Raw genomic sequence first — 13,474 nt, 5'->3', positions numbered from 1 at the left:
GCGGCACTTCGGCCCGATCGGTGAGATCAGGCACTCCTGTCGCATCAGGCGATCGAACCGTGAATCTGCCTGATCTCGCGTGTTCGCCTGATCTGGCGGGCGGCGGACGGACGGGCCGAAAAGTCGCAGGCACTCTCGGATGGGATGATCGAGGGACCATGAACTCCACTCCGCGGCTCGACCCCGCCCTCGTTCCGGACGCCGCGGATCCGGATGCCGTCTACCTCGCCTTCGTCGAATGGGCGGAATCGACGGGCATCAGCCTGTACCCCGCGCAGGACGAGGCGGTCATCGAGATCGTCTCCGGCAACAACCTGATCCTCTCCACTCCCACCGGCACCGGGAAGTCGCTCGTCGCGATCGGCGCACACTTCACCGCCCTCGTGGCCGGGCGCCGCACCTACTACACCGCACCGATCAAAGCCCTCGTGAGCGAGAAGTTCTTCGCCCTGGTCGACGTGTTCGGCGCCGAGAACGTCGGCATGGTCACGGGCGATTCCTCGGTGAACCCCGACGCGCCGATCATCTGCTGCACGGCAGAGATCCTCGCGAACCTCTCCCTGCGTCAGGGCACCGATGCCGACGTCGGCCAGGTCGTGATGGACGAGTTCCACTTCTACGCCGACCCCGACCGCGGATGGGCGTGGCAGGTGCCGCTGCTCGAGCTGCCGCAGGCACAGTTCATCCTGATGTCGGCGACTCTCGGCGACGTCACCGAGCTCGCAGCCGACCTCACCCGCCGCACCGGGCGCGAGACGGCCACCGTCACCGGAGTCGAGCGTCCCGTCCCCCTGCACTTCTTCTATGAGACGACGCCGATCCACGAGACCATCGACGACCTACTGAGCACCGGACAGGCGCCGATCTACGTCGTGCACTTCTCCCAGGCCGCGGCCATGGAGCGGGCTCAAGCACTGTCGAGCACGAAGGTCGCCACCCGTGAGCAGCGGGACGAGATCGCCGCGCTGATCGCCGAATTCCGATTCACGACCGCGTTCGGCAAGACGCTCTCGCGCTTCCTGCGTGCAGGGATCGGCGTGCATCACGCCGGGATGCTGCCGAAGTACCGCCGCCTGGTCGAACAGCTCGCCCAGCGCGGGCTGCTGCGCGTGATCTGCGGCACCGACACTCTCGGCGTGGGCATCAACGTGCCGATCCGCACCGTGCTGCTCACCGCGCTCACGAAGTTCGACGGCACCAGGATGCGGCAGCTGAACGCCCGCGAGTTCCATCAGATCGCGGGACGAGCCGGCCGTGCGGGCTACGACACCGCCGGCACCGTTGTCGCCCAGGCTCCGGAGCACGAGAGCGAGAACGTCGCGGCGGTGAAGAAGGCCGGCGACGACCCGAAGAAGAAGCGCAAGATCGTGCGCAAGAAGGCGCCGGGCGGCTTCGTGTCGTGGGGCGAGCCATCGTTCCGCAAGCTCATCGACGCGGTCCCGGAGACCCTGACCTCGCACATGCAGATCACGAGCGCCATGATGCTCAACGTGATCGCCCGCGGCGGCGACGTGTTCGCGAACATGCGTGCGCTGGTATATGACAACCATGAGCCGCGGAAGCGGCAGCGCGAGCTCGCGCTGCGGGCGATCGGCATCTACCGCACGCTCCGCGAATCCGGCATCGTCGAGAAGACGGCGGCGGGCGATATCCGCCTCACGGTCGACCTGCAGCCGAACTTCGCGCTCAACCAGCCGCTGTCCCCGTTCGCCCTCGCCGCGTTCGAGCTGCTCGACCCCGATCCCGCGGCCGGCACGGGAACCGGCTCCTATGCACTGGACATGATCTCGATCGTGGAGTCGACGCTCGACGACCCGCGGGCCGTGTTGAGCCAGCAGGAGTTCCTCGCCCGTGGCGAAGCGGTCGCCGTCATGAAGTCCGAGGGCATCGAGTACGACGAGCGCATGGAGCTGCTCGAGCAGATCACCTACCCGAAGCCCCTCGACGAGCTGCTCAGCGCCGCCTTCGAGATGTTCAGCGCTGCGCAGCCCTGGATCCGGGACTTCGAGCTGCGCCCCAAGGCGGTCGTCCGCGACATGTATGAACGCGCCATGTCGTTCGGGGAATATGTCGCCTATTACAAGATCGCACGCTCCGAGGGCGTGGTGCTGCGTTACCTCTCCGATGCCTACCGTGCGGCCTCGCAGACCATCCCCGAAGAACTCAAGGACGAAGATCTCCGCGACCTCATCGAATGGCTCGGCGAGCTCGTCCGCCAGGTCGACTCGAGCCTGCTCGACGAGTGGGAGGAGCTGATCGCCGGCGTCGACAACGGACGCTTCGACCCGCACGCGCCCGACGAGCCGATCATCCCGCCCGCACCCAAGCGCCTCACGAGCAACATCCGCGCCTTCCGCATCCTGGTGCGCAACGAGCTCTTCCGCCGGGTGCAGCTGGCGGCGAGGGAAGACGTGGACGCACTGGCCGAGCTCGATCCGGGCTTCGGTGCCGACGCCTGGTCCGACGCTCTCGACGGATACTTCGCCGACCACGACGAGATCCTCACCGGAGGGGACGCCCGCAGCTCGAAGCTGCTGATCCTCACCGAAGGCGCCACCGCCTGGACCGCCCGCCAGATCCTCGACGACCCCGCCGGCGACCACGACTGGGGCATCTCCGCGACGATCGACCTCGCCGCCTCCGACGAAGCCGGCCAGGCGGTCGTCACGGTCACCGACGTCGACCGGCTGTAGCTTTCCGTCCTCACTCGCGCACCGACGTCGAGGGCGCAGCCCCCGAGTATTTGCCGCACGGCGGACATCGTCCGGACGACGTGTGTCGCACGCGTCGCCCGGACAGGCGCCGGGATCAGGCGAACGCGTCGGGGTACAGCGCCTCCGCGATCCGATGGACGACCGAGATGTTGCCGAGAGTGCCGGGGAACGTGTCGGACGTGGAGATGGCGATCAGTCGACCGTCCTTCACCGCGGGCATGTCGGGGAACGTCGCGGTCAGGTATGCCCGGGTCGCCGCCTCGTGCTCGGGGTCGGTCACCGCGAAGACGAGTGCTTCCGGAGCCTCGGTCGCGAGGGCCTCCGGGCTGATCTCCGCCGCGAAGAAGTCGGCGAATGCCGGATCCTCGGGGGTGAACACGGTGTCCGCGCCCGCACGCCGCAGGATGTCGTACTCGATGCCGGCGCCGACCGCCGTCAGGGTCGTCCCGTCGACGTAGACCTGCGCCACCCGCAGCCGGTCGTCGACCGGCGCCACCGCGGTGTCCACGACCGCGAGCTCGGCCTCCGCCTCCGCCACGAGAGCGGCAGCCTCCTCCTCGACGTCGAAGATCGTGCCGAGGTTGTCGAGGTCGATGAACAGATCGTCGACGGTGCCCTCCATGCGCCGATCGAAGCATCCGCCGGTGGCGACATAGGCGGCGACCCCGGCCTCCTCCAGCTGCTCGATGCTGGCGAATCCCTGCTCGGCCGTGAACTCGTACGTCGTCGGCGAGTAGACGAAGTCGGGCTCGACCGCGAGGAGCGCTTCGCGGTTGGGCGGAGTGTCCGCACCGAGCACCGGAACCCCCTCCGCGAGACCGGCCACATCATCGGGCAGCGCCTGCACGGTCGCCTGCGCCTGTCCGACGAGGCTGTCGGCCAGACCGAGGCGCAACAGCAGCTCGGTCTGAGAGGGATGCAGGCCCACCGCGGCGCCGGGCGTCTCCGGCACCACGACGGTGCGTCCGCAGTTCTCGATCGTGCGTGCCCCACCGGTCGATTCCGCGGGCGCGTTCGAGGTGACGCTCGCGCCGCAGGCGGTCAGACCGAGCACGCTCAGCCCTCCCAGGGCCGCCACGAGGATGCGGGCGGATCGCGTTCGGTATGTCATTCGGTTCTCCTTGCTGGTGTCGACGAGCGGGTCCCGTCGACAGGGGGTCGGGGGTGGAAGGTCATCGCACGGGCGCCCGTGCCCTCTTCGAAGGCGACGCGGGCCGTCACCTGGAACACGTCGCTCACGAGCTCCGGGGTGAGCACAGCCGCCGGGTGCCCGAAGGCGACGAGGCGCCCCTCGTCGAGCACGGCGATGTCGTCGCAGAAGGAGGCGGCGATGTTCAGGTCGTGCAGAGCGGCGACCACGGTCTTGCCGAGGCCCGAGACCACGCGCATCAGGTCGAGCTGGTGCGAGATGTCGAGGTGGTTGGTCGGTTCGTCGAGGATGAGGATCTCACCGTCCTGGGCGAGAGCGCGCGCGAGCATCACGCGCTGCCGCTGCCCCCCGGAGAGCTGTCGCATCAGCCGCTCCCCGAGATCGGCGACATCTGCCGCCCGGAGGGATTCGTCGACGATCCGATGGTCGTCCGGGGAGTCGCGGGTGAACGGTGCGCGGTGCGGCGCGCGGCCGACGAGCACCGTCTCGCGCACGGTGAGGTCGAACTCGGACGGGGCGTCCTGGAGCATCACCGAGACCGTCCTCGCGAGCGCCCGCGGGGCGAAGTCCGCCACGTCCGCCCCGTCGACGGTGACACGTCCTCGGAGCGGCCGCCTGCCGCTGAACAAGGTGCGCAGCAGGGTCGACTTGCCGCTGCCGTTGGGCCCGATCAGCCCGACGATCCGTCCGGAGTCGATCGTCAGGTCGATCCCGTGGAGCACCGTGCGATCGCCACGGGCGACGTCGACTCCGTGGAAGGCGATGGTCATCGGTCGATCCCCGCCTTCTCGCCGCCGCGCCGCATCAACCACAGGAAGAATGGGGCGCCCACGAACGCGGTGAGGATGCCGAGCGGGATCTCGGAGGGCGCGGCCACCGTCCGCGCCAGCAGATCGGCGATCATCAGGAACAGCATTCCCGCGAGCACCGTGATCGGGAGCATGCGCCGGTGGTCCGAGCCGACGAGGATACGTGCGACATGCGGCACCACGAGTCCGACGAAGCCGATCCCCCCGCTCACCGCCACGATCGCCCCGGTCAGCAGCGAGGCGATGACGAGGAGCAGTCCGCGCAGCCGCGTCGTGCGCACCCCGACGGCGAGGGCCGACTCGTCGCCGGCGAGCAGCGCGTTCATCTGCCGCGTGAGGCCGAGCACGGCCACGCAGGCGATGACGAGCGCGATCGCGGGGATCAGCAGTGACGACATGGTCGCGGCCGACACGCTTCCGAGCAGGAAGAACATCACGCTCACGACGTTCTGCGCGTCGGTGGTGATGGTGAGGTAGCTCGTCACCGCGCTCAGGAGGGATCCGAGGGCGACGCCGGCGAGGATCATCCTGGTCGGCGACAGCTCGCCGCGCCGCCGGGCCAGGAGTGCGACGAGGATGCAGGCGACGACCGCTCCGGCGAAGGCGGCGCCGCTCATGGTGAGCCCGGCGAACGCCGCCCCACCGGAGACGATGACGAGCACCGCACCGACGCTCGCCCCGGAGGAGACGCCGAGGATGTAGGGCTCGGCGAGCGGGTTGCGGACGACGACCTGCATGATCGCCCCCGCGAGCGCGAGGCCTGCGCCGGCGAGCCCGGCGAGGAGGGCCCTGGGCAGGCGGAACTGCCACACCGCCTGGTCCTGCAGGGTCGACAGGCTGCCGTCGGACATCCACGGCATGTCGGGGACGAGGTGCCCGATCACGATGCGAGCCGCGTCGACGACGCTCACCTCCACCTGGCCGGTCGCCGCGGAGACGACCAGCACGACCAGGATCGTCGCGGCCAGCGCGACGATCAGCGTCGCCGGCGCGAACGTGCGCCAGACGGAGCGGAAGGCGGGGCGGCGTCGGGCGGGTGCCGCTCGTGACGCACGGTCGGGGGCGCCGACGATCGGGGCGGATGTCGAAGGAGGCATATCCAGCACCATAGTAGATATTGAGAATCATTATCATCTAGGCTCGATTCGTCCGTCATCCCTCGCACCCGCCCGGAGGCCGCCCCGTGATGATCGTGCCCGCTCTCTGGCGGGAGGCCCGCGCTTTTCCCCGCGCACTGTCGGTGAGCGTGCTCCTGCTCCTCCTCGTGTTCGCGACCCACCTCGTCCAGGCCGGAGCCCTCGCGCTGTCATTGGCAGCTTTCATCGGCGGAGACCTGCGCGGGGCGCTCCTGGGTGGTGCGGCGATCCTCGGCGCGGGCCTCCTGCACCTCCTCCTGGCCCCCGCGCAGGCTGCCGCGGCCGCCGCGCTCGGAGGCCGCGTGCGCGAACGCCTGCGGCGTCGGGCCGTCACCGCCGCCCTCGTCCCCCGCCATCTGCACGACTCCGCACGACGCGACGGCTCGATCCAGGCCACACTCGGAGACGGGGTCGACGGCACCGACGCGTACGTGTCGAGGTACATCCCGGCCGTGGCGCAGCTGGCGATCGGCAGCCTGATCGCGGTCACGCTCCTCGCCGTCGTCTCGCCGGCGGCGGCGGTGTGCGCGTCGGCCGGCGTTCTCCTGGCCGTCTTCGGCCCGATGGCGTGGAAGCGGATGCTGGCCCGCCGCAGCGGCGAGCACTGGGACGGGTACGAGGCGCTCAGCAGCGACATGCTGGAGACGCTCCGCGCGATGGCGACGCTGCGCATGCTGGGCGACGTCGCCGGCACCCGCACCCTGCTGCACGACCGCTCGGAGGCACTGCGGCGCGCCACGGAGCGGGTGATGCGCTCCTCCCTCGCGGAAACCGCCGTGACCGACTTCGCCGTGCAGGCCGGATATGTCGCCGCCGTCTTCGTGGCCGTGATCGACGTCATGACCGGGAGTTCGACGGCCGTCGAGGTGTACCTCATCCTCCTCCTCGCATCCGAGGCCTTCCGCCCGGTGCGCGACCTCTCCCGCAGCTGGCACGCCGGATTCCTCGGACTGACCGCCGTGCCGGGCCTCGCCGCGCTCGGGGCGTTCGACTCCTCTCCCGCGCGCACCGAGTCGGCTCCCCGGGCGGAGAACACGGGGACTCCCCCGGGGCGCGCGGACGTGCTGCAGGTGTCGGGGCTGTCCTTCCGCTACCCGGATGCGGCGTACGACGTCCTCCACGACGTCGACCTGCGCGTCGAGCGCGGAGCCGTTCACGCGATCGTCGGCGCCTCCGGGTCTGGCAAGTCGACGCTGTTCGATCTACTCCTCGGATTCCTCACCCCGTCGTCCGGCACGATCGACCTCGACGGACGCCCGCTCCGTCCGGCCGATGTCGCCGTGGTCTCCCAGCGTCCCGTGCTGTTCGCCGGCACCATCCGCGAGAACGTCGACCTCTTCGGCGCCGACGACGCCGAACTCGACGCCGCGTGCGCCGCCGCCGGGATCCTCGACGAGATCAGAGCACTCCCCGGAGGCTTCGACACCCCGGTCGCGGAGGCCGGAGCGAGCCTCTCGGGCGGGCAGCGGCAGCGGCTGGCTCTCGCTCGCGCCCTCCTGGCACGCAGGCCCGTCCTCCTCGTCGACGAGCCGACGAGCGCCCTCGACGACCGCGGTGCGCTGACCGTCGCCGAGACGCTCGAGCGTGTGGCCGCCGACCGCATCGTCGTCATGATCAGCCACCGCCCCGAGGCACTGGACCGCGTGACCGAGGTGCGCGTGCTGCACGAGGGAACGCTGCGAAAGGCCCCCGCGTGAAGGATCCAGGCGAGGGAGGCTCCGAGCCCGTGACGGTGTTCGCCCGTCTGCTCCCGCCGCTGCGTCCGGAATGGCGACGGATCGCGGGAAGCTATGCGATCGGGACGACGAGCGCTCTCGCGCTGACCGCGATCGTCGTGCTCGCAGCACTCGGCGTCGGGGGCGCCGTCGTCCACGGGACCTGGCCGTCGGCCACGTGGTGGGTCACCCTCGCCGTGCTGGTGGCGCTGCGCGCGGTCCTCACCTGGCGGGAGATGGATGTCTCGCACGCCCTCGCCTACCGCGTGCTGGCCCGGCTGCGGATGGCACTGTTCGACACCTATTCCCGGAGCATCCCCGGCCGACGCCGCGAGCATTCGGGTCGTGCCGCCGCGGTGGTCATGACCGACATCGAGAAGCTCGAGTTCTTCTACGCGCACACGCTCGCCCAGATCGGCACCGCCGTCACCCTCTTCCTGCTCTCACTGGCCGGCGCCGCGATCATCCTCCCCGCCGCGGCCGGCGTCGTGCTTCTCGGAGGCACGGTCGTCGCGCTCACCGCCCTCCTGGGGGCTGCCCCGGCGCGGCGGCTCGGTGCACGCGAGCAGCAGGAACGCGAGCGGCAGTCCCAGACGCTCGTCGACGCCCTCGGCGCGATGCGCGAGATCCTCGCGTACGGACTGCGGGAACGCGTCGTGCACGAGATCTCGCAGGGGACGCGACGGGCGACCCGACTCGCAGGCCGACGGACGGTCGTGACCGCAGCGATCGACGCGACCCGCGAGCTGGTGCTCACCGTCGTCATCATCGGCATCATGCTCGTGGCACTCGCGACCGGCGGCAGCGGGGTGATTCCCGCAGGAGCGGACACCGCCGCCGTGCTCCCCGCCCTCGTCGCGCTCGCCGTGACCGGTGTGGCGGCCCTCGGCGAAGCAGCCCGCACCCTCACGGAGCTCCACCCCCTCACGGCGAGCGCCCGGCGGGTGGGCGAAGCGCTCTCACGATCCGCCGTGGTGGCGGACGTCGTCGATCCGATCGCGCTGCCGGATGAGCCGCTCGGTCTCCGTTTCGACGACGTCGCCTTCTCGTACGACGACCGCACCCCGGTGCTGCGCGCCTGGTCGATGCACATCCCCCCGGCCGCGCACGTCGGCATCGCGGGGTCTTCCGGCGCCGGGAAGAGCACCGTCATCACCCTCGCGGCGCGCCTCTGGGATCCGACAGACGGCGTCGTGTCCCTCGTCGACGCCGCAGGACGCCGGTATCCGCTGAGCCGTATCGCGGACGACGATCTGCGACGCGCGGTCACGGTGGTGGAGCAGGATCCTGTGCTGTTCCACGGCACGGTGCGGGAGAACCTGTTGCGCGGCACCCGGCACCGCGGCGATTCCACCCTCCGCGACGTCCTCGCCCGGGTGGGTCCCCTCGACGGGATCAGCCTCGACGATCGGATCGGGGAGCACGGCGTCCGGCTCTCCGGCGGTCAGCGTGCACGCCTCGCGCTGGCCAGGGCGCTCGTCCGTGAGCCGCGGGTGCTGATCGTCGACGAGGTCACCGCGAGCCTGGACCCCGCGACCGAACGACGGATCTCCGACGTCCTCGCCGCGTTCGAGGGCACGGTACTGGTCGCCTCGCACCGGAGGGAGACGCTGGAGCGCCTGCCCCGCGTCATCCGACTCTCCGGCTGAGAGCCCCGCGGCCGGCATCCGGCCGCCGTGCGTCGGCTCAGGCCTGCATGACCGCGAGCACGTTGCCCGCGGGGTCGCGGAACCACGCGATGTCGGGCCCCTGTCCGTTGCCGCGCACGATCCCACGGGCGTCGGAGGGGAACTCGTCGTCACCGTAGATCTTGGTCTGCACCCCACGCTCGATGAGCTCGTCGACCGCGGCATCGACATCCGCCACCGGGAAGTTCAGGATCGTGAAGCTCGCCGGCGTGTGGTTCGGCTTCGAGTACACGAGGATCGATCCGCCGCTCGGCAGTCGCAGGTCGAGGAAGCCCATCGCATTCACCTCGACGTCGAGTCCGAGAGTCGTGCCGTAGAACTCTTTCGCGGCGTCGATGTCGTCGACGCTGAAACCGCTGAACGCGTTGTCCGCTGTGAAGGCCGCCATGTCTCCATGGTCCGCCGTCCCCCGCCGATTGTCGAGGCCTTCACCGCACGAGTCGAGGGGCCAGACGATCGGTCACCTGCAGCGGATCGAACAGCGCCCCGAGCCCGACGCGCACGAGGAGCGCCTGCACGCCGAGACAGGTCGCGATCACGACCCCGGTCAGCAGCACCGGACCGACCGCCTCGAGCACCGGCGACGTCCGCCATCCGGCAGCGCGGAGCCCCGCATCGATGAACGCGAGCGGCATCATGTGCAGCACGTAGATCGGAAGGGTCCGCCGACCGATCCAGCGCAGCGGACGAGCGACCGCCCCGACGTGGCGGTCGAGGAGCACGCTCGACGCCACCCCGAGGGCCACCGCGAGCAGGGCGAGTGCCGGCCACACCCCGAGCCAGAGCCGGATGCCGAGCACCGCCACGATCGCGAGCGCACCGACGTATACGACCGCCAGCGCGAGTGCGCCGACCGCCCGGATGTCCTTCGCGAAGCGCTCCACCACCGCGCGCAGACGAAGCCCGACGAGGAAGAAGAACAGGTTCTGCACCAGCTGCCAGAGGTTTCCGAGGTCGGGGATCAGCCCCGTGCCGGCGACCGCCGCGATCACGAACGCGACCGGCAGCACGACGACGGTCGGGAGCGCGCGGGTCAGGCGCCCGATCGCGAGGTACACGGCGAGCGCGAGCAGATACCAGAGGTTCGTCGGGCTGATCGTGAGCTGCGCGATCAGCTCCCACCCGCTGGTCGCCCGCGCGGTGTCGAAGTCCGGTGTCAGGGCGAGCACGAAGGTCTGGATGAGCACCCACACCACGTAGAGCAGTGCGAGCCGTGCGGCCCGCCGCCGCCAGGAGATCGACTCCCGGTCGAGCACCGCCCGAGCGGCGAAGACTCCGGAGACGAGGAAGAACAGCGGGATCCGCAGCGGCAGCAGCTGGGCGTTCAGCGTCACCCAGAGGTCGGTCACCGCTCCGGCGCCGGCGAGGTCGACCGCATGCTTGGTGACCACATGCCAGAGCACGACGAGGATGATGCAGATCCCCTTCGCGACGTCGGGCCACCCGACGCGTACCGGCCCGGGGGCCGTCATGACGCCGCACGCACGAGCCGCGCCACGAGGTCGACATAGGTCACGCCGACCGCCGCGAACATCCGCGGAACCTGGGACGCGGCCGTCAGACCCGGCATCGTGTTCACCTCGTTCAGCACCGGCCCCCGGTCGGTGAGGAAGAAGTCCATCCGCGCGACGCCGTCGCACCCGAGGGCGTCGAACACGGCGATCGCCGCCCGTTTGAGCGCGGTGACCTCGGCCGCCTCCAGCGACGCCGGCACCGTGAACCGCGCGCTGCCGTCGTACTTCGTCGCCGTGTCGAAGAGCCCGGTGGCGTGGATCTCAAGAGGTGGCCCGGCCCAGCGGATGCCGCCCTTCTCGCGCAGCACGGCCACGTCGATCTCGCGTCCCCGCACGACCTCTTCCACCAGGATCCGCCGGTCGAAGCGCGCCGCCTCGCGCAGCGCCGCGAGCAGCTGTCCCTCCTGTGTCACGAGGCCCACGCCGTGGCTCGATCCGGACGACACCGGCTTCACCACCACCTCGCCCTCGAACTCCACATCGCCGATGTCGTCCGCCGCGACCAGTCGTCCGCGGGCGGTGCGCACGCCCACCGCATCCGCCACCAGCTTGGTGGTCCACTTGTCCATGCCGACGGCGCCGGCCCGCAGCCCCGAACCGACCACGCGCACCCCGGCGAGCGCGCACAGCGCCGCGAGGGCGCCGTCCTCCCCGAGGGCGCCGTGCACCGCGGGGAAGACCACGTCGGCGCGGGTGAGCAGCGGGACCGCGAGCGCCAGCGACTCGGCGACCGAGCCCCCGTGCGGGCGACCGTCGACGCGCCAGATGCCGTCACGGTCGATCGTCACCGTCGTGACCTCGTGGTCGCCCATCCGCAGGGCCGCGGCGACCGCTGCGGCGGAGGCCAGCGACACCTCGTGCTCGGCGTTCTGCCCGCCGCCGATGACCAGGACCTTCGTCGTCATGCCACGCTCCTCTGCACTCGCGTCCCGATGCCCGTGACGACGGTGTGCGGAATCGTGCCCGCCCATCGCGCCCACTCCTGCACCGAGGGCACCGCTCCCCCTCCCGGCCCGAACACGGTCGCGACCGCACCGCGCGGGAGATGCGCCGACCCGGTGTCGACCACGATCTGGTCCATCGACACCCGACCGACGATCGGATGCCGGACGCCGTCGATCTCCACGCCGGCGCCGGATGCGAGCTCCCGAGGGATGCCGTCGGCGTATCCGACTCCGACGACGCTCAGATGCGTCTCCCGGTCGGTGAGGTGTGCGGCGCCGTACCCGACGGCCGTCCCCGCGGGCACGAGCGCACTGTGCACGACGGGCGCGGTCCACCGCGAAGCCCCGACCAGTGCGGTGGTCTCGGAAGGGTCGATGCCGACCAGTCCCGCCCCGATCCGCACCATGCCGAAGTGCGTCGCGGGATCGGTCAGTGCCCCTGACGTCGCGGCGAGGTGCACGAGCACCGGCCCGAGGCCCGCACGCAGCACGGCATCCCTCCCCTGTCTCATGCGCAGCACCGCCGCCGCGTTGGCCGCCGGATCACCCTCGTCCGCCCGCGGCAGATGCCCCATCACTCCGACGACCTCGATCCTGCCGCGACCGAGGCGAGCCCGCCGGAACAGTTCCGGCCACTCGTCGAGCGGGCACCCGCCGCGCGTCATCCCGGTGTCCAGCTGCAGATGCACGCGCAGCGGATCCGCGGCATCGGCGATCAGCTGCCCCAGCTCCTCCACGGAGCCGACGGCGATGTCCACACGGTGGACGGCCGCTGCCTCCGCGTCGATGCCCGAGGGGTTGAGCCACGAGAGGATCGGCACCGTGAGCCCGGCCTCGCGGAGCATCACGGCTTCGGCGACATCGGTGACGCCGAGCCACTCGGCTCCGGCGGCGACGGCGGCCCGAGCGACGGTGACGGCACCGTGCCCGTACCCGTCGGCCTTCACCACGGCCATGATCGGGACGGTGGTCACGGCTCGGACGCGATGCAGGTTCTCGGCGACCGCATCGGTGAGGGTGCACAGCGTCGGCGCGTGCAGGCGGGAGAGCGACGCGCGTTCCGGCGCGAGAAGAGTGGTCATCGCTGCGTCCTCGGGTCCTCGGTGGGGTCGGCCATCATCTCGGGGCATCCCTCGTCGACGGCATCCGGCCGCAGCTCGTAGTGCCACGCCTCGTTGGCGTAGATCTGACACAGCCCGTAGCGCGATCCGCGCTGCGCGAGCCAGTCGAGGGCGGACCACGGTCCGAGGTCGACGGCGTCGCCCGTCACGTGCTCGGAGGTCTCCGGGGTGGCCACCCAGCGCCGGGCCTCGTCTTCCGAGCCGTACTGGGCGATCGCATCCTGCAGCATCCGCGCCTGCAGCGCCGGGGTGCGCCATCCGCTGTTGACGCGGAAGGTGATGCCCTCGCCCTCCGCATCCGACGCGGCACGCTGCAGCGCCGCGAGCAGGGCGGGGTCGAGGTTGCCGACGGCGGCCCTGTCCACGTCGAAGACGGTCGGCTGATCGCCGTCGCGGATCACCCCGTCGGCCTCGCTCGGAGCGATGACCGAGCCGGTGATGTCCTCGGTCGGCACGGGCGTCGGGGCGGGCGCCGGTCCGACGTTCGTCGCATCCGCGAAAGCCACGGACAACGACTGCTGCACCGCGAAGGCGAGGATCACGGCGGCGGCGAGCGCGGCCAGCGTGCCGATGAGCCGGCGGCGGCGGCGCACTCGCGGCGGGAGGGAGGTGGTGCTGGTGTTCATGTTCCCAGTGAAGAAGGGGGCCGGTTGCGAGGGCGTATGCGCTTTTCCATATGCTCG

11 protein-coding genes are annotated in these 13,474 nt (G+C 70.9%); 3 read left to right on the top strand and 8 right to left on the bottom strand.

All coding sequences use genetic code 11. The annotated features are described in order from the left end of the window. Positions 1-158 precede the first annotated feature (158 nt). Entirely contained in the window at positions 159-2,693 is a 2,535-nt protein-coding gene (locus tag CQ042_RS10665) for an RNA helicase (protein ID WP_105670454.1), read from the top strand. A gap of 115 nt (positions 2,694-2,808) precedes the next feature. On the opposite strand, the gene CQ042_RS10660 is transcribed toward CQ042_RS10665, so the two are convergent. From CQ042_RS10660 to CQ042_RS10650, 3 genes are read right to left on the bottom strand one after another with little or no spacing between them, the layout of a single operon-like run. Then, positions 2,809-3,825 (bottom strand): ABC transporter substrate-binding protein, encoded by a 1,017-nt coding sequence (locus tag CQ042_RS10660; protein WP_105670453.1) that lies wholly within the window; start codon positions 3,823-3,825, stop codon positions 2,809-2,811. Then, positions 3,822-4,634, bottom strand: a complete 813-nt coding sequence (locus tag CQ042_RS10655) for an ABC transporter ATP-binding protein (protein ID WP_105670452.1) — start codon at positions 4,632-4,634, stop codon at positions 3,822-3,824. The genes CQ042_RS10660 and CQ042_RS10655 overlap by 4 nt, the downstream gene beginning before the upstream one ends. Beyond that, on the bottom strand, positions 4,631-5,770 hold the full coding sequence (locus CQ042_RS10650) for an iron ABC transporter permease (RefSeq protein ID WP_105670451.1): 1,140 nt from the start codon (positions 5,768-5,770) through the stop codon (positions 4,631-4,633). Before CQ042_RS10650 ends, CQ042_RS10655 begins: the two co-directional genes overlap by 4 nt. Positions 5,771-5,859: 89 nt before the next feature. Between CQ042_RS10650 and CQ042_RS10645 the strand changes: the two genes are divergently transcribed. Both CQ042_RS10645 and CQ042_RS10640 read left to right on the top strand, forming a co-directional pair. After that, positions 5,860-7,506 carry an ATP-binding cassette domain-containing protein gene (locus tag CQ042_RS10645; protein WP_105670450.1) on the top strand — a complete coding sequence of 549 codons (1,647 nt, stop codon included), beginning with the start codon at positions 5,860-5,862 and terminating at the stop codon, positions 7,504-7,506. Between the two features lie 29 nt (positions 7,507-7,535). Then, positions 7,536-9,173: an ABC transporter ATP-binding protein gene (locus tag CQ042_RS10640; protein WP_219844844.1), complete on the top strand. Its 1,638-nt coding sequence runs from the start codon at positions 7,536-7,538 to the stop codon at positions 9,171-9,173. Between the two features lie 37 nt (positions 9,174-9,210). On the opposite strand, the gene CQ042_RS10635 is transcribed toward CQ042_RS10640, so the two are convergent. From CQ042_RS10635 to CQ042_RS10615, 5 genes are read right to left on the bottom strand one after another with little or no spacing between them, the layout of a single operon-like run. Then, complete coding sequence (locus CQ042_RS10635; protein WP_105670449.1) at positions 9,211-9,600, bottom strand: VOC family protein; 390 nt, start codon at positions 9,598-9,600, stop codon at positions 9,211-9,213. Positions 9,601-9,640: 40 nt separating this feature from the next. Next, entirely contained in the window at positions 9,641-10,684 is a 1,044-nt protein-coding gene (locus CQ042_RS10630; RefSeq protein ID WP_105670448.1) for an acyltransferase family protein, read from the bottom strand. Then, positions 10,681-11,631, bottom strand: a complete 951-nt coding sequence (locus tag CQ042_RS10625; RefSeq protein ID WP_105670447.1) for a D-alanine--D-alanine ligase — start codon at positions 11,629-11,631, stop codon at positions 10,681-10,683. The genes CQ042_RS10630 and CQ042_RS10625 overlap by 4 nt, the downstream gene beginning before the upstream one ends. Next, positions 11,628-12,752: an alanine racemase gene (gene alr / locus CQ042_RS10620; protein WP_105670446.1), complete on the bottom strand. Its 1,125-nt coding sequence runs from the start codon at positions 12,750-12,752 to the stop codon at positions 11,628-11,630. The genes CQ042_RS10625 and alr overlap by 4 nt, the downstream gene beginning before the upstream one ends. Next, positions 12,749-13,417, bottom strand: a complete 669-nt coding sequence (locus CQ042_RS10615; protein WP_105670445.1) for a M15 family metallopeptidase — start codon at positions 13,415-13,417, stop codon at positions 12,749-12,751. The genes alr and CQ042_RS10615 overlap by 4 nt, the downstream gene beginning before the upstream one ends. Between the last annotated feature and the right edge of the window lie 57 nt (positions 13,418-13,474).

Source organism: Microbacterium sp. MYb62, assembly GCF_002979475.1.
Lineage (GTDB): Bacteria > Actinomycetota > Actinomycetes > Actinomycetales > Microbacteriaceae > Microbacterium.
Note: the sequence above shows the minus strand (reverse complement) of the source record. Positions and strands in the feature narration are given on the sequence as shown.